The organism is Pectobacterium zantedeschiae (assembly GCF_004137795.1).
Taxonomy (GTDB): Bacteria; Pseudomonadota; Gammaproteobacteria; order Enterobacterales; family Enterobacteriaceae; genus Pectobacterium; species Pectobacterium zantedeschiae.
The window spans coordinates 524716-541253 of record NZ_NWTM01000002.1; the positions used below are offsets into that span (position 1 = coordinate 524716).

Consider the following 16538-nt stretch of genomic DNA (forward strand, 5'->3'; position numbering starts at 1 on the left):
AGAAAAATGCCTGCAAAAGCAGGCACGTATTCCGGTTAGCTCATCCAGCGGTCATTTTTCTTTTTGCGGGGGATGATATGCGGCAACAGCAGACCCAGCAGCAAACCTATGCCAGCAACACCGCCGCCATACATAAACCACTGTAGAATGATGGTGCGCTGCTTATCGTCAAGCTGGACATTCGCCGCACTGACTTTCTTCTGTGCGACGATAAGCTGTGTTTTCAGATCCTGATTTTCCTGACGTAACCCGTTAATAACACTATCACTTGCAGAGACTTTCTGCTGCATATCAGCGGTACGCTGATTCCAGGTCTGATCGATATTATTCAGTTTGTCAGTCAGGTCTTTTACCTGTTTTTCCAGCTCTGGTACTCGTGTGCGCAGGCTTGGCGTATCGCTAAGCTGGTCAAGAGGAATCCAGGTGGTACGGTTTTTATCATCACGAATCTGCGCATAGCCCGCGCTTTCATTAACGCTGAGTAGCGTGACCTCAGTGCCAGCATTCACCGTGCCGACAATACGGTATTGATTGCCTGGCCCACTGTGGACATAGGTCAATAATTCATCGGAAATGTAGCGTTTTTCTTCCGCCTGTGCGGTCCAACTCAGCGTGAGTGAAAACAAAGTAAAACAGATTAAGCCTAATTTCTGCATAAGATCATCATGTTGCGTTAATGGTGGTCTGATAGTAGAGGCTTAAGTCTGACGAGGCAATGTATAAACCGAAATGAGAACAGTCTTAGAACCTACCCGTTAGGGCTATTTCACTTGTCATTTTGGGCTTGGGCTATACCCATAACGCCTATGGGGACGGGTTCTTAGAAGACGGTATGCCGCCTGTTTAAACAGGGAGAAGTCAGCGTAGCGGATGGCAGGTTTGCATAAGAAATGCGCGCTTGTTCGCAGGTGAAAAAGAGTGTGTGCGGTAAGGGTAGTAAGGTGAAGTAAAATGTTATTTACTGACATGATAATGAACGCGGTCTTGGTGTTGTGAATGCTATGAGTGAAGAAATTGAACTGAAATTTATTGTTCATCCCGACAGCGTTGAGTCGCTGCTGACGCAACTGGCTGAGTGGGAAAGTGATTATAGCCAGTATGAGCACATGCGTGCTCAGCGTTTGAGCAATACCTATTATGAAACGGCGGATAATTATCTGCGTCGTAACGGTATTGGTCTGCGTATTCGTGGCGAAAATGAACGCTACGAAATGACGGCGAAAACAGCCGGTAAGGTGATTGGTGGGCTGCACCAACACCCTGAATATAACGTTGCGCTGGAGAAAGCAGAACTGGATCTTAGCCTGTTTCCAGCGGAAGTCTGGCCAGAAGATTGCGATGTTGAAGTGTTGCAATCGTCGCTTAACCCGCTGTTTAGCACGGATTTTACACGTGAAAAGTGGGTGTTTACTTACTACCAAAGCGTGATTGAGGTTGCGTTGGATCGTGGCGAGATTCGCGCAGGCGATCTGAGTGAACCACTGTGCGAACTGGAGATGGAACTTAAGGTGGGGCAGACCACCCATTTGCTGGCCTTGGCAAAGGAAATCGCGGAGTTTGGTGGTATGCGCCAGGGCAGCCTTAGTAAGGCGGCACGCGGCTATCATCTGGCTAAAGGTAATCCGGTTCGCGAGTGTCTTCCTCTCAATCGATTGGTTGTGGATCCCAAAACCAACATCGATCAGGCCATCCGCGCAGCGCTGGAACTCGCGTTGAGTCACTGGCAATACCATGAAGAACTTTGGGTCAGAGGGAATTCCTCTGCTCGTGAAGCTCTGCCGCAGGCCAGCGCAATGATGCGTGAAATGTTGGTGCTGGTGGGGGGCGTCGTGTTACGCAAGGTCACTACGCTTTTCCGCTCTGCGCTTGCCAGCCTGGAGGCTCGGCTACAAGCCCCTAATGGAGCAGAGGTGTGTTACAGCGCCGACTATCTGCAAAGTAAGTTGGTACTAACTTCCTGGCTAGTCGAATCTGGCTGGTGTGACCATATGGATAAGAAAGATCGCGTTAAGTTACAGGGATCGTTCAAACGCTTTGCCGACATTATGCTAAGCCGGAGTACGGCTGAGCTGAAAAGCGCCTTTTCTTCTAAATTGACGGAAGCGCAGTACGAACAGCAAATCCCCCGTCTGCAACGTAATATCTACGCTTTTCTTCTCTTATCTGGTGCCTACCCGGTGGAGCAAGTGGAAGCCTACGTTGAACACTGGCAGACGCTGCTACAGGACATTGAGCGGATCGCTGCCGGACAGGCTCCTTCTGTGTATCTGGAAGCCTATCGTAAAGCCGTGTTGACCCTGTCCCCGTTCTGGCTGCATAGCGGTGGACCATCACAGTAATCGTTAACTGCCGCTTGTCAGTGAAGATAGGCGGCGCATCAAGGGAACCCCCATGTCGATACTTCCTTTGCCCGCTTTACCTGTGCTTTTGACGGAACAATCTCAGCGTGCATTGTCACGTTTGCGGGAGGCGGCGCCTGATGAACCGATAACAGACAGCGACGCGGCTGTTTTGGCATTGAGTGATTTTGTCAGTGATGCACTTGCGCTGCATCCTGACTGGTGGCAAGGAATTCATCAGCAGCCGCCACAGCCCGAAGAGTGGCAGCACTACGCCGACTGGTTGAGCCATGCATTGGCCGATGTTAACGACGAAAATGCGTTGATGGCGACCTTGCGTCGGTTTCGTCGGCATATGTTGACGCGAATTGCGTGGTCACAGGCGCTGCAAACCAGTACGACGGAACACACGTTGCGTCAGTTGAGTGAACTGGCCGAGGTGATAATTGTGGCGGCCAGAAGCTGGCTATATCAGGCCTGTTGCCGTGAGTGGGGCACGCCTTGCAATGCTCAGGGGCTGGCTCAGCCTCTGCTGATCCTGGGTATGGGAAAATTGGGGGGAGGAGAGCTTAACTTCTCTTCGGACATCGATCTGATCTTCGTCTATCCCGAAAATGGCCATACGCAAGGCGGGCGGCGCGAGCTGGATAACGCGCAGTTCTTCACGCGTCTGGGGCAGCGGCTCATTAAGGTACTGGATCAGCCGACTGTCGATGGTTTTGTTTACCGTGTGGACATGCGGTTACGTCCCTTTGGCGACAGTGGCCCATTGGTGCTCAGCTTTGCGGCCATGGAAGATTATTATCAGGAACAGGGGCGCGACTGGGAACGCTACGCGATGGTTAAAGCGCGTCTGATGGGGGGAATGGATGATGCCTACAGTCAGGAACTGCGCAGTACGCTGAAGCCCTTCGTCTTTCGTCGTTATATTGATTTTAGTGTGATCCAGTCCTTACGAAATATGAAGGGCATGATTGCTCGCGAAGTTCGGCGCCGGGATCTGCGTAACAACATCAAATTGGGCGCAGGTGGGATTCGTGAAATTGAATTTATCACGCAGGTTTTCCAACTGATTCGCGGCGGACGTGAACCTGGGCTACAGGGGCGTTCACTGCTGCCTACGCTCCAGCATGTGGGAACGTTGGGGCTATTAACTCCGCAGCAGGTGCTCGATCTTAGTACTTCTTATCTGTTTCTGCGCTGTCTGGAAAACCTGTTGCAGGCGATTGCCGATGAGCAGACGCAAACGCTGCCGAGTGATGAGCTGAATCAGCAGCGATTAGCATGGGGAATGGGTTTCGACAACTGGGACACACTGCAATCCATGCTGTCACAGCATATGCAGGCGGTGCGCCACGTATTTGATGACCTGATTGGCGATGATGCGCCGGATAACAACGATATCCCCGAACATGGCAGCTATAGCAGCCTATGGCAGGACACGCTGGATGATGGCGAATTAGCGCCACTGACGCCGCATCTCACGGAAACTGTGCGTGAAAAACTGATGCGGACGATTGTGGAATTCCGCCATGATGTGGCGAAACGCACGATAGGGCCGCGTGGGCGCGATGTTCTGGATCAGCTCATGCCCTGTTTGCTGGCAGAAGTCTGTGCCCGCCAGGAGGCGGACACGGTGCTGTCTCGTTTGACCCCGCTGCTGTTAGGGATCGTCACACGTACGACCTATCTTGAGTTGTTGCTGGAGTCTCGTGCTGCACTGGCTCAGTTGATTCGTCTGTGTGCGGCTTCGCCGATGGTTGCCAGCCAACTGGCGCGTTACCCCCTGCTGTTGGATGAATTGCTCGATGCGTCAACGCTGTATCAGCCGACGGCGCCTGGCGCGTACGCCGATGAGCTACGCCAGTATTTGATGCGCGTTCCTGAGGACGATGAAGAACAGCAGTTGGAAGCAGTTCGTCAGTTCAAGCAGTCACAACAGCTACGCATCGCCGCAGGGGATATCGGTGGCGTACTGCCGGTGATGAAAGTGAGCGATCACTTAACGTATTTAGCGGAAGCGATTATTGCCGCAGTGGTTCAGCAGGCGTGGGGGCAGATGGTGGTGCGCTACGGCCAGCCATCCCACTTGCAGCATCGTGAAGGCCGTGGGTTTGCCGTTATTGCCTATGGCAAGCTCGGGGGATGGGAACTGGGGTATAGCTCCGATCTGGATCTGGTGTTCCTGCTGGATTGTCCGTCGGACGTGATGACGGATGGCGAACGCAGTATTGATGGTCGTCAGTTTTATCTACGTCTTGCACAGCGTGTGATGCACCTGTTTAGCACTCGGACGTCATCAGGCATTCTGTATGAAGTGGATGCTCGTTTACGGCCATCGGGCGCGGCTGGCATGTTGGTAAGCACGGTTGAAGCGTTTGATGATTATCAGCGTAATGAGGCGTGGACGTGGGAGCATCAGGCGCTGGTGCGCGCGCGTATGGTGTACGGCGAAAGCGGCGTGCAGCAAACATTTGAGTCTATTCGCCGCAGTATCCTCTGTGCAGAGCGGGATGCAGATACCTTGCGAACTGAAGTGCGTGAAATGCGCGAAAAAATGCGTCAGCATTTGGCGAACAAAGACAAATCACTCTTTGATATCAAAACGGATGCGGGCGGCATTACGGATATCGAATTTATCGCCCAGTATCTGGTGCTGCGCTACGCTGCTCAGGAACCGCGTTTGACTCGCTGGTCAGACAATGTGCGTATTCTAGAGCTGATGGCACAGTATGGCGTGATGGAAGAGAGTGAAGCTAACGCGCTCAAGCTGGCCTACGTCACGATGCGCAATGAACTGCACCATCTGGCTTTGCAGGAACTGTCTGGGCGGGTTAGCAAGGATCGGTTTGTGGCGGAGCGGGAGCAGGTGTTGGTGAGTTGGAATAAATGGCTGATGGGCGAGTAAGTTTCCCACTATACGTGGTCAAACGCTCAGCGAAGATATTCGGAGCGGTGACGTGTAATCAGAGTGCCTATGATATTATTACGCGCATTATGCGAAATAAGCCTGGAGTAGAGGATGAAAGTAACGCTGCCTGATTTCCGTCATGCGGGTGTGTTGGTGGTTGGTGATGTCATGCTGGATCGTTACTGGTATGGGCCGACCAGCCGAATTTCACCAGAGGCACCAGTGCCTGTGGTCAAAGTTGATACGATCGAAGAGCGCCCGGGCGGCGCGGCGAACGTCGCAATGAACATCGCAGCATTGGGCGCGGGGTCGCGTCTGGTGGGCTTAACGGGCATTGATGACGCTGCACGCGCACTGAATGCCAAACTTGGCGAAGTGAACGTGAAGTGTGACTTTGTCTCTGTTCCTACGCATCCGACGATTACCAAGCTGCGCGTACTGTCGCGCAATCAGCAACTGATCCGACTGGATTTCGAAGAGGGTTTTGAGGGGATTGATCCTCAGCCTATTCTCGAACGTATCCAACTGGCACTGCCAAAAATTGGCGCGCTGGTGCTGTCTGACTATGCGAAAGGCGCATTAGCGCATGTACAATCCATGATTCAGACGGCAAAAGCAGCTGGCGTTCCGGTACTGATTGACCCGAAAGGCACGGATTTTTCCCGTTACCGCGGTGCGACGCTGCTGACGCCGAATCTGTCTGAATTTGAAGCGGTTGCAGGTCGTTGTAAAACGGAAGAAGAGCTGGTTGAGCGTGGTATGCAACTGGTGGCCGATTACGATCTGTCCGCGCTGCTGATTACTCGTTCCGAGCAAGGAATGACGCTACTACAGCCGGGCAAAGCACCGCTGCATTTGCCGACTCAGGCGCAGGAAGTGTATGACGTGACGGGTGCAGGCGACACGGTGATTGGTGTTCTGGCGGCGGCTCTGGCGGCGGGGAATCCGCTGGAAGAAGCCTGTTTCCTGGCGAATGCCGCCGCAGGTGTCGTTGTTGGTAAGTTGGGAACATCAACGGTCACGCCGATTGAGTTGGAAAATGCTATCCGCGGCCGTGCCGAAACCGGATTTGGCGTGATGACCGAAGAACAGCTGAAACATGCCGTTGAACTGGCGCGTCAGCGTGGCGAAAAAATTGTGATGACCAATGGCTGCTTCGATATTCTGCATGCCGGACATGTGTCTTATCTGGCCAATGCCCGTAAACTTGGCGATCGGCTAATCGTTGCGGTAAACAGCGATGCATCTACTAAACGCCTGAAGGGGCCGACCCGACCCGTCAATCCGCTGCCGCAGCGGATGATCGTGTTAGGTGCGTTGGAAGCTGTCGACTGGGTCGTGCCGTTTGAAGAAGATACGCCTCAGCGTCTGATTGCTAGTATCCTGCCAGACATTCTGGTGAAAGGTGGCGACTATCAGCCACATGAAATTGCCGGTAGTGAAGAGGTCTGGGCCAACGGCGGTGAAGTGAAAGTCCTGAATTTTGAGGACGGTTGCTCTACGACAAATATCATCAACACGATTAAAGCCAGCACGTCCCAATCTTAAAATAGATCACTGACGGCATCGATGCTGTTCAGACCGCAAGTTAATGATTCTCGCCCTAGCCTATTACGGGCGAGGATCATAAAAATCATAGCGCCAACAGGGCGACACGTCAGATAAAACAGGTATGAAACCAGTGAAGAAAGAACCAGCCGAAGTGAATGCGGTTGCACTGCGGGTAGCGGAATTGCGCCGGGTCTTGCGCCATCACGAATACAAATATCACGTTGAAGATGCACCTGAAATTCCTGATATCGAATATGACAAACTCATGCAGGAACTGAAAGCATTGGAGGCGGATCGCCCAGAATTGGTGACCAGCGATTCTCCCACGCAGCGCGTTGGTGCTGCACCGCTGGCAGCATTTGAGCAGGTACGCCATGAAGTGCCAATGTTATCGCTGGATAACGTGTTTGACGAAGAAAGCTATCTGGCTTTCAGCAAGCGAATTGGCGACAGGCTGAAGAACGGGGACGACCTGACATTCTGCTGCGAACTGAAACTGGATGGCTTGGCTGTCAGCTTGTTGTATGAAGATGGCGTACTGGTTCAGGCTGCCACGCGTGGAGATGGAACGACCGGGGAAAATATCACCAGTAACATCCGTACCGTTGGGGCGATCCCGCTGCGTCTTGAGGGAGAAAATATTCCGCGCCGTGTTGAAGTCCGTGGCGAAGTGTTTATGAAACACGGCGGCTTTGAGAAGTTAAACGAAGAGGCTCGCCGTACAGGGAGCAAAGTCTTTGCTAACCCACGTAACGCTGCCGCCGGATCGCTGCGCCAGCTCGATCCACGCATTACCGCTAAGCGTCCGCTGACTTTCTTCTGCTATGGCGTCGGCCTACTGGAAGGTGGGGAACTGCCTGCAAGTCACTGGGAGCGCCTGATGCAGTTCAAGGCGTGGGGACTGCCGGTTAGCGACAGAATCAAGCTATGCACCGGCCCAGCCGAGGTGCTCGATTTTTATCGTCAGATTGAACAGACCCGCAGCGCGTTAGGCTTTGATATTGACGGCGTTGTCGTCAAAGTTGACTCGCTGGCGTTGCAGGAACGATTAGGCTTCGTTGCCCGTGCGCCTCGCTGGGCGGTAGCGTTTAAATTCCCCGCACAGGAACAGCTGACCTGGGTGCGAGATGTCGAGTTTCAGGTTGGGCGGACGGGAGCGATTACGCCCGTTGCGCGTCTGGAGCCGGTCGCCGTGGCCGGGGTGATTGTCAGCAACGCTACGCTGCATAATGCCGATGAAATCGAGCGGCTAGGTTTGCAGATTGGCGATCGCGTGATTGTACGTCGGGCGGGGGATGTGATCCCGCAGATCGTCGGTATTGTTGAATCTGAACGGCCCGAAACGGTGCAACCGATCGTTTTCCCTGCTGCTTGCCCTGTGTGTGGATCTGACGTTGAACGTGTTGAAGGGGAAGCCGTCACGCGCTGTACCGGTGGCTTGATCTGTGGTGCTCAGCGCAAAGAGGCGTTGAAGCACTTTGTTTCTCGCCGTGCGCTGGATGTTGAAGGCATGGGAGACAAGATCATCGATCAACTGGTGGAAAAAGAGTACGTCAAAACGCCAGCCGATCTGTTTCGCCTGAGTGCCGGGATCATGACGGGGCTGGATCGCATGGGGCCGAAGTCTGCGACGAATCTGGTCAATGCATTGGAAAAGGCGAAAAGTACAACGCTGGCGCGTTTTCTATACGCGTTGGGAATTCGTGACGTTGGTGAATCGACGGCTGCCAATCTAGCATCTCACTTTGGTTCACTGGAGGCGCTTTTTGCTGCCAATGAAGAAGCGCTGCTGGACGTGCCGGATGTCGGTAAAGTTGTCGCCGCACATGTGCGCCACTTCCTTGAGGAAGAGCACAACCAAACTGTGATCCGCGAGCTGACCGATCCCGCAGGCATCAACATCCACTGGCCCGAGGTTCAGATCGTCAATGCTGAAGAGATCGACAGCCCATTTGCGGGGAAAACGGTGGTATTGACCGGCTCGCTGAGTATTCTGTCACGTGATGAAGCCAAAGATCGGTTAACGGCGTTGGGGGCAAAAGTGAGCGGCAGCGTCTCGAAGAAAACCGATATGGTGATTGCTGGTGAAGCCGCAGGCTCTAAACTGGCGAAGGCGCAGGAGTTGGGGATCCCGGTGATCGATGAGGCAGAAATGATCCGACTATTGGATAATCTCGGTGACGGAAGCCCATTATAGGAGAAATACGGGGATGAGATTCTGTATGGGAATCTCGCCTCGTGGTCGCTCCGTGTATCTCGAACCTGAAACGACTAGGCTATTGGGAGTAAAAGCGGGTGGAAAAAGAAGACCTGGTAGAGATTGCCACGATGCAGATGCCTTTTGGTAAATATAAAGGGCGAGTGCTGATTGATTTACCGGAAGAGTACCTGCTGTGGTTCTCCCGTAAGGATGAATTTCCTCATGGTCGTTTAGGGGAATTGATGCAAATCACGCTGGCAATCAAGATAGAGGGTCTGCAAGGGTTGGTCACGCCGCTGAAGCGACTCCGTTCCTGATTATCCATTTTCTGGCGGAATACCCGACGAAAAAAAGGTCGTTTCAATGAAGCGACCTTTTACGTTTACTGGTTATGCCATCCCTGACACAGACTATACGTAGATATTAATCTTGTTGTCTTCGGTTGGGCGGTTAACGCCTTCTTGTTTAGCATTTTGCGTTGTAGAAGAGGAATCAGATTGCTGTTCTGATTTTTCACTTTGCAAACGAGCAATTTGCGCTTGTAACGCTTGGATCTGAGCCTGAATTGCCTGTTGCTGTTGTTCGATCAGTTTACGATCTTCATCACTTTCTGCGCTAGAAGCCGATTCGGTCAGCTTACTCACCTGTTTGGTGAGCGCCTGGACCTGCTTGGTTAGCTGCGCAATCTGTTGCTCTGAGGTGCTACTGCTTTTACTGCTGCTTGCTGTTGTTGTCGATACGCTAATACTGCTTATTGTGTTTGACATCTTCCCTCCTGAAAATATGTCGATATACCCGAATTATTAGGGGTACAAGCTCTTATATCGGCAATTTAAACACTTTCTCGAAGGTGGAATTGTTGGCAATGAAACATGAAAGACTCACTTTCCTGATAGCTAATGTAACAAAGTGTATCTTTCAGGAAAGCGAGGGGAAGAAAGAGGGGAATACGTCAGAAATTGCGATCAGACGTAGATATCAACACCACCTTTTTTTTCTTTATTTTCAGGTTGTTGTGATGTTGCTTTTGAAGCTGCTTCAATCGCTTTCTTTTCAGCTTCTTCTTTTTGAATGCGGGCAATTTCGGCATAGAGCGCCTGTATTTGCGCTTGGATCATCTGCTGCTGCTGCTTAATGAGTTTGCGCTCGTTTTCACTTTGCGCATTGGCGGCCGATTCACCCAGATCTTTTAGCTTTTTGCTTAGCTCTTTGATTTGATTTTGTAATGCGGCAATTTTTTGTTGAGCACCACTACTGGCCGCTGGCGCAGCCTTACTTTCTGTAGTCGATGCAGCCTTACTCTTGCTGGCTGTAGGGGTTGCCGCGACTTTTGACACCGTATTCATGGTAATCTGGCTGATATCGTTGGACATCACTTCCTCCTGAAATAAGTCAATTCTTCGATCACTATCGGCTGTATCGCTATTTTCTTTACGAAAAACTTACAAATCGTAAGGGCTGCTATACGCGTACTGGAGGGAAATAGAAGGGGGATGGCAAGAGTGTTTCCTTACTCCCTTGCCAGCGATATTGATGAAATGACGCCAGTTAACTACCGTACACGTTAATCGCGCTATTCAGCCGCCTTGCCTGAAGATTTAGCCCTTCAGCCGCTTCTGTCGAGTGCGTAACCATATCGGTATTGCGCTGTGTCATTTGTTCTATCTGTGCAATCGAGGTATTGATCAGACCCAATGCTGAGGTTTGCTCATGCGTTGCGTTGCTGATCTCTTTGATCATGGTGGAGACCTGTAGGACTTCATCAACGATGTCGCTGATATGCTTGCCCGCGTTCTCGACCATTGTGCTGCCCTGTTTCACACTTTCGACGTTGGCGTCGATCAACGTTTTAATCTCTTTGGCCGCAGAGGCGGAATGCTGCGCTAAATTACGGACCTCGGCAGCCACCACGGCAAATCCCCGTCCTTGTACGCCCGCGCGGGCGGCTTCAACGGCGGCGTTCAGCGCAAGGATATTTGTCTGGAAGGCAATACTGTCTATCACGCCAATGATATCAACGATTTTATCGCTGGCGCTGGAGATGGAATCCATCATACCGATGGTTTCCTTCATAATATTGCCACCTTTAAGGGCGGTACTGCTGGCGGCTTCTGCCATGGTTGTGGCTTGCGCCGCGGTTTCTGAGCTTTGCTGCACGGCAACGGTAATTTCTTCAATGGCGGCGGCGGTTTGTTGCAGATTCGCCGATGTTTCCTCTGTTCGGGTATTCAGATCGACATTGTTTTCCGCCAGTTTATGGCTGACGCTGGTGATGCCGTTGACCTGCGTACTCACGTCGTCGACAAGCGAGTGCAGGTTCAGGCCAAACTGGTTAACCGAACGTAGCAGCAAGCCAATTTCGTCTACTCGATTGAGGTGGATATGCTTTACCTTACGGCCGGATACGACATGCTGAGCCTGTTTGAGTATCATCCTGATTGGTTGTGCAATTTGCTGCTGTAGAAACTGATCCATGATGATGATGAGTAACAGCGTCAATGCCATCAGCCATAGCGGATTCATGCCACTGAAAGCACACAGTGCAGGGATTAGTCCCACCGCTAATATCGCGATACGTAAGCGCCAGCGAACTGATAGTTTCTGCAAGATCGACAGTGGAGAAAAGAGTCCGGTGCGAACGACCAGTCCTTTATAGAACTTGCGACTTCCTGCCTGTTTCTTCTGCACGGCGCTATACAGCATTTCGGCCGCTTTTATTTCTTCGGCATTGGGCGTGTTACGTACCGAGATATAGCCCGCAAGCTGTTCTTGTTGGTAAACCGGTGTAACGTTAGCGCGAACCCAGTAATGGTCGCCGTTGTTACGGCGGTTTTTGACTAATCCGGTCCAGCTATCGCCTTGTTTAAGCGTAAACCACAGGTCTGCATAGGCTTCCACGGGCATATCTGGATGACGCACAATATTGTGAGGTTGGTTGATGAGCTGCTCTTCAGAAAAACCGCTAACCTTAATGAAGGCAGAGTTGGCATAGGTAATGTGGCTGTGAATATTTGTTGTGGACATCAATATGGTGTCCATGTCTAACAGATACTCCTGCTGTGTAACAGGTGTATTTAATCTCATTAGAAACCCCGGCGTACGTATCCCGCTCAGTTTCCCGGTTCTGCCATGCTGGCTGCTTTTCCCGCCTCAGCGATTCTGGTTATTCCAGAGGCTGAAACGTGACAAGGCTGCCGCGTGACGCTACCGTGAAATCTGTCAGGCATATTGCTGTGTAAATATTCAAATTACTCAAATGGGTATACTGAATTTTTTTGGGTGATTTGCTCACTTATATAAAATAATGTTATGCATTATTTATAATGAGCGAACTATTGACCCTATATTGTGCGTGATGGCAATTTTGTAACTGTATATTTGTAACAAATGTTTCATCAGTGTTAGCACGCTTTTTCAGCACGTGTAAATTTATGATGAGGACGATTACCTGTCAATTGATTCATATTATTGGTAATAAATAATCAGAGAAAAAATGATTAAAAATAGGTGAGGAGCACATAGCGGGTTTACTAGAAATGTGTTCTGTATAGAAGTAATTGACGATGAGAAGAACTTATTGTTAATTTTTTTTTATTTTTTCTTTACGTGAGTGAATTTAAATGTTGCTGCATTGATGTTTGTTGTTTTAATTTCTGCCTTTCCTCGGTTTTTATTAAAGCTGAATTTATTGTAGATCAAATAATGCCATCCGCAGGCCGGAGAATGGCGCTGGCCTGCGGAAAAAGATAATCAGGTTACTGGGGCTGGGTTGAAAACGGCCAGTGCATTATGAAGTCCCCATTGATCGGACCAGGTTTTCTTCTTGCCGCTGGCAATATCTAAAATGAAGTGGAAAAGCTGCCAGCCGACGTCTTCGATCGTCGCCTCTCCGGTAGCAATTGTACCGGCATCAATATCCATCAGATCGTGCCAGCGGTTTGCCAACGCGGTACGGGTCGCCATTTTGATCACGGGTACGGCCAGTAGGCCATAAGGCGTGCCGCGACCGGTGGTGAAGACTTGTACGGTGATGCCGGAAGCGAGTTGCTGAGTACCGCACACAAAGTCGCTGGCTGGTGTTGCTGCATAAATCAACCCGCGTTTGGTGGGACGCTGACCAGGAGACAGAACTTCGACAATCGCGCTGGTGCCTGATTTGGCGATGGATCCGAGCGCTTTTTCCACCACGTTCGCGAGGCCGCCTTTTTTGTTGCCCGGCGATGGGTTGGCGCTACGGTCAGTCTGGCCGCTGTCGAGATAGTTATCGTACCAGGCCATCTCTTCCAACAGACGTTTACCGACTTCTTCGTTGATAACGCGCGGTGTTAACAGATGAATGGCGTCACGCACTTCGGTTACTTCGGAGAACATGACGGTTGCGCCGCAGCGTACCAGCAGGTCGGAGGCAAAACCAACGGCAGGGTTTGCGGTGACGCCAGAGAAAGCATCACTGCCGCCACACTGCATGCCAACAACCAATTCTGAGGCTGGGCAAGTCTCACGCTGACGTTTGTTCAATTGTTGCAGGTGCTTGTCTGCCATCGTCAGAATGTCATCCACCATTGATCTGAAGCCAACGTGGTGTTCATCCTGCAAACGGACAATGCTGGTATCGTCGAGAGAGATGGCCTGCACATCAGGTGTCCCTTCTAGTAGGCGCTCCGGCTGTAATTTTTCACAGCCCAGACCCACCACCAGTATCTCGCCGCCAAAATTCGGGTTCAACGCCAGATTGTGAATGGTGCGGATGGGAACGACGGCGGCGGGGGCATTGATTGCCACACCGCAGCCATAGAGATGATTGAGCGCGACCACACCATCCACATTGGGGTAGTTAGGTAATAAATCTCGCTCGATAATTTTGACCACATAGTCCACCACGCCCGCGACGCAGTGTACGCTGGTGGTAATACCTAGCAGATTTTTCGTACCTACGCTGCCATCGACGTTGCGGTAACCTTCAAAGGTGTAGCCTTCCAGCGGAGGAAGTGCGGGGGGAATTTTGGTCGCCAGCGGTAGGGTTTCCAGTGCGGGAGCCTGAGGCAATTCGACCAGGGATTCGTCAATCCAGCTTCCTTGGGCAATATCGCGCAGTGCATACCCGATAATTTCGCCATAGCGGATGATTGCGCCTGATTTAGCGATATCAACCAGGGCCACTTTGTGGCCCTGTGGAACATGTTCAATTAATTCCAGATTATCATTAAAACGAGTTCCGGCGCGTAAGCCATTATTATTAACAACAATGGCAACATTATCAGAATCGTGAACTTTAATATAAAGTGGCTGCTCTTGTGCAGCATTACTTTCTGATTTATCTGACATGATGCAAGCCTTTATTATTTGTTTATCAGAAACGCAGTGGTAGCTATTACCACACTATTACTTCATTGCTCGCTAATGAGTATACGTGAGGTTCACTTCTCGTACATTATGCAATTGACCTAAGCCGGATTATTTTGTTTCTGATTTATAGGGCGAAGTTCCAAATTTTGGTGAGTCTGATCACATTCTTCCTGCGCACCGTTTTTAGGTTTGAAATGAAAATAATGAGTGCGCGTGTAAAAAGAGAATAACGGCATTTTTCGTGAAACACCTCGCACTATATAGGGCAAGTGCACCAACATATTCCAAAGGACATTTTTAATGTTGTGCTTTTATCTAGTGAGCGGCCAGCAGGTAAAAATTATAATGTTCCTGCGAGTTGAAGATGTCAGCTAATTACTCTGATGCTATATAGCCTGGCTATTCGCAAAAAAAATAAAAATGGGAATTTAACTATCCACTGATCTTCATTCTGATAACCCTACACGTTATCTGTTATTCGGAATGAATGAGCGAACCGCGATTGAAGCAGGAGTTCATCATGAATACAGTAAGCTCAGCAGCTGGCGCGATACAAAAGAGAACAAACGCCCGCTACTGGATTGTCGTGATGTTGTTTATTGTCACGTCATTTAACTATGGAGACCGTGCGACCTTGTCCATTGCTGGTTCAGCAATGTCTAAGGAGATTGGGTTGGACGCGGTGGGGATGGGATATATTTTCTCTGCGTTCTCCTGGGCATATGTTATTGGTCAAATACCTGGAGGCTGGCTGCTCGATCGTTTTGGCTCAAAGAAAGTCTATTTCTACAGTATCTTCACCTGGTCGATTTTTACCTTATTACAAGGCTTTGTCGATATTTTCAGCGGTGCTGGCATCGTCATTTCTCTGTTCCTCTTGCGCTTTATGGTTGGCCTGTGTGAATCGCCTTCCTTCCCAGGAAATAGCCGAATCGTGGCTGCCTGGTTCCCTGCACAAGAGCGTGGAACGGCCGTCGCGATATTCAACTCGGCACAGTACTTTGCGACGGTGATCTTCGCCCCTATTATGGGCTGGCTGGTACACGCGGTGGGCTGGGCGCATGTGTTCTGGTTCATGGGGGGGTTGGGTATCATCCTCAGCTTTGTCTGGCTAAAAGTGATCCACGATCCTAAGGATCACCCTAACGTGAATCAGGCCGAACTGGATTACATTGAAGCGGGTGGCGCACTGATTAATATGGATGCCAAAGGGTCGAAGAACGCGACCATGAAGGGTGAAAAATGGCATCAGATCAAGCAATTAATGCAGTCCCGTATGATGCTTGGCGTTTACATCGGCCAATACTGTATTAACGCATTAACCTATTTCTTTATCACCTGGTTCCCGCTTTATCTGGTTCAGGCGCGTGGGATGTCGATCCTCAAAGCGGGGTTTGTCGCGTCGGTGCCTGCCATCTGTGGTTTTGTGGGAGGCGTTCTGGGCGGCATCATTTCCGATTACCTGATGCGCCGGACCAATTCACTGACCTTTGCCCGTAAAACGCCTATCGTTCTCGGTATGTTGCTCTCCATGTCGATGGTGATTTGTAACTACGTTGAAACCGAGTGGGTCGTCATTGCGGTAATGTCTGCGGCCTTCTTCGGCAAAGGCATTGGTGCGCTGGGCTGGGCGGTGATGGCTGATACGGCACCGAAAGAAATCAGCGGATTAAGTGGTGGGCTGTTCAATATGTTCGGTAATGCGTCTGGTATCGTAACGCCGATTGCAATTGGCTACATCATCGGGATGACCGGATCTTTCAATGGTGGCCTGGTATACGTCGGGGTTCATGCGCTGGTTGCCATCGTCAGCTACCTGTTCATCGTGCAAGATATTAAACGTATCGAATTGAAGCCGTTCGTTAAGAATTAAAGCCATTCGCTACAGTATTAACCTGCATATAGGCAGTAACACAAAACGCTGCGCCGTCATACTGATGGCGCAGCGTTTTGTCTTTTATTTATGTCATGGAAAGTAGAGATTTACCTATTCGAAATCAGGTACCAATGGTACGTATTTCGGTGTTTATCAGGCAGAAATTCGCTTTTCCCGGTTTTCGTGAAACACCTCCCATTGCCCTGTGATAATGACATATTTAATCTGCATTTCGACAGGGAATGCTGTGCTATTGCCCAATGAGTTGTGAAATAAGAAAACTTATACTTTTTACTGAGGTTGGTAAGGCGGCAC

11 protein-coding genes are annotated in these 16538 nt (G+C 50.6%); 6 read left to right on the plus strand and 5 right to left on the minus strand.

The genetic code is table 11. The features are described from left to right. Positions 1–35: 35 nt before the first annotated feature. Entirely contained in the window at positions 36–656 is a 621-nt protein-coding gene (locus tag CLR69_RS16985) for a TIGR04211 family SH3 domain-containing protein (protein WP_129706435.1), read from the minus strand. 345 nt (positions 657–1001) lie between these two features. Here CLR69_RS16985 and CLR69_RS16990 point away from each other — a divergent pair, with 345 nt between their 5' ends. From CLR69_RS16990 to CLR69_RS17010, 5 genes are all read left to right on the plus strand, one after another. Beyond that, on the plus strand, positions 1002–2339 hold the full coding sequence (locus tag CLR69_RS16990) for a CYTH domain-containing protein (RefSeq protein WP_129712101.1): 1338 nt from the start codon (positions 1002–1004) through the stop codon (positions 2337–2339). 52 nt (positions 2340–2391) lie between these two features. Further along, positions 2392–5247 (plus strand): bifunctional [glutamate--ammonia ligase]-adenylyl-L-tyrosine phosphorylase/[glutamate--ammonia-ligase] adenylyltransferase, encoded by a 2856-nt coding sequence (gene glnE, locus CLR69_RS16995; protein WP_129712100.1) that lies wholly within the window; start codon positions 2392–2394, stop codon positions 5245–5247. Positions 5248–5361: 114 nt separating this feature from the next. After that, positions 5362–6798: a bifunctional D-glycero-beta-D-manno-heptose-7-phosphate kinase/D-glycero-beta-D-manno-heptose 1-phosphate adenylyltransferase HldE gene (gene hldE, locus CLR69_RS17000; protein ID WP_129712099.1), complete on the plus strand. Its 1437-nt coding sequence runs from the start codon at positions 5362–5364 to the stop codon at positions 6796–6798. Positions 6799–6922: 124 nt separating this feature from the next. After that, entirely contained in the window at positions 6923–8998 is a 2076-nt protein-coding gene (ligA, locus tag CLR69_RS17005; protein ID WP_129712098.1) for an NAD-dependent DNA ligase LigA, read from the plus strand. A gap of 98 nt (positions 8999–9096) precedes the next feature. After that, positions 9097–9318, plus strand: coding sequence for a DUF3820 family protein (locus tag CLR69_RS17010; protein WP_129712097.1), 222 nt, complete (start codon positions 9097–9099; stop codon positions 9316–9318). Between the two features lie 93 nt (positions 9319–9411). On the opposite strand, the gene CLR69_RS17015 is transcribed toward CLR69_RS17010, so the two are convergent. The 4 genes from CLR69_RS17015 to garD all read right to left on the minus strand — a co-directional run bounded on the left by CLR69_RS17015 (position 9412) and on the right by garD (position 14326). Continuing rightward, a complete protein-coding gene (locus tag CLR69_RS17015; protein WP_129706423.1) occupies positions 9412–9768 on the minus strand; it encodes a FlxA-like family protein in 357 nt (118 codons plus the stop codon). A gap of 198 nt (positions 9769–9966) precedes the next feature. After that, positions 9967–10374, minus strand: coding sequence for a FlxA-like family protein (locus CLR69_RS17020; RefSeq protein ID WP_129706420.1), 408 nt, complete (start codon positions 10372–10374; stop codon positions 9967–9969). A 175-nt stretch (positions 10375–10549) separates the two neighbouring features. Next, positions 10550–12085 (minus strand): methyl-accepting chemotaxis protein, encoded by a 1536-nt coding sequence (locus CLR69_RS17025; protein ID WP_165345977.1) that lies wholly within the window; start codon positions 12083–12085, stop codon positions 10550–10552. Between the two features lie 666 nt (positions 12086–12751). Next, a complete protein-coding gene (gene garD / locus CLR69_RS17030) occupies positions 12752–14326 on the minus strand; it encodes a galactarate dehydratase (RefSeq protein ID WP_129712096.1) in 1575 nt (524 codons plus the stop codon). Between the two features lie 541 nt (positions 14327–14867). Here garD and CLR69_RS17035 point away from each other — a divergent pair. Then, positions 14868–16220 (plus strand): MFS transporter, encoded by a 1353-nt coding sequence (locus tag CLR69_RS17035; RefSeq protein ID WP_129706415.1) that lies wholly within the window; start codon positions 14868–14870, stop codon positions 16218–16220. Positions 16221–16538: the final 318 nt, after the last annotated feature.

Coding starts and splice junctions, on each gene's coding strand:
- CLR69_RS16985 (WP_129706435.1), bottom strand. CDS start 656: ATGCAGAAATTAGGCTTAATCTGTTTTACTTTGTTTTCACTCACGCTG.
- CLR69_RS16990 (WP_129712101.1), top strand. CDS start 1,002: ATGAGTGAAGAAATTGAACTGAAATTTATTGTTCATCCCGACAGCGTT.
- glnE (WP_129712100.1), top strand. CDS start 2,392: ATGTCGATACTTCCTTTGCCCGCTTTACCTGTGCTTTTGACGGAACAA.
- hldE (WP_129712099.1), top strand. CDS start 5,362: ATGAAAGTAACGCTGCCTGATTTCCGTCATGCGGGTGTGTTGGTGGTT.
- ligA (WP_129712098.1), top strand. CDS start 6,923: ATGAAACCAGTGAAGAAAGAACCAGCCGAAGTGAATGCGGTTGCACTG.
- CLR69_RS17015 (WP_129706423.1), bottom strand. CDS start 9,768: ATGTCAAACACAATAAGCAGTATTAGCGTATCGACAACAACAGCAAGC.
- CLR69_RS17020 (WP_129706420.1), bottom strand. CDS start 10,374: ATGTCCAACGATATCAGCCAGATTACCATGAATACGGTGTCAAAAGTC.
- CLR69_RS17025 (WP_165345977.1), bottom strand. CDS start 12,085: ATGAGATTAAATACACCTGTTACACAGCAGGAGTATCTGTTAGACATG.
- garD (WP_129712096.1), bottom strand. CDS start 14,326: ATGTCAGATAAATCAGAAAGTAATGCTGCACAAGAGCAGCCACTTTAT.
- CLR69_RS17035 (WP_129706415.1), top strand. CDS start 14,868: ATGAATACAGTAAGCTCAGCAGCTGGCGCGATACAAAAGAGAACAAAC.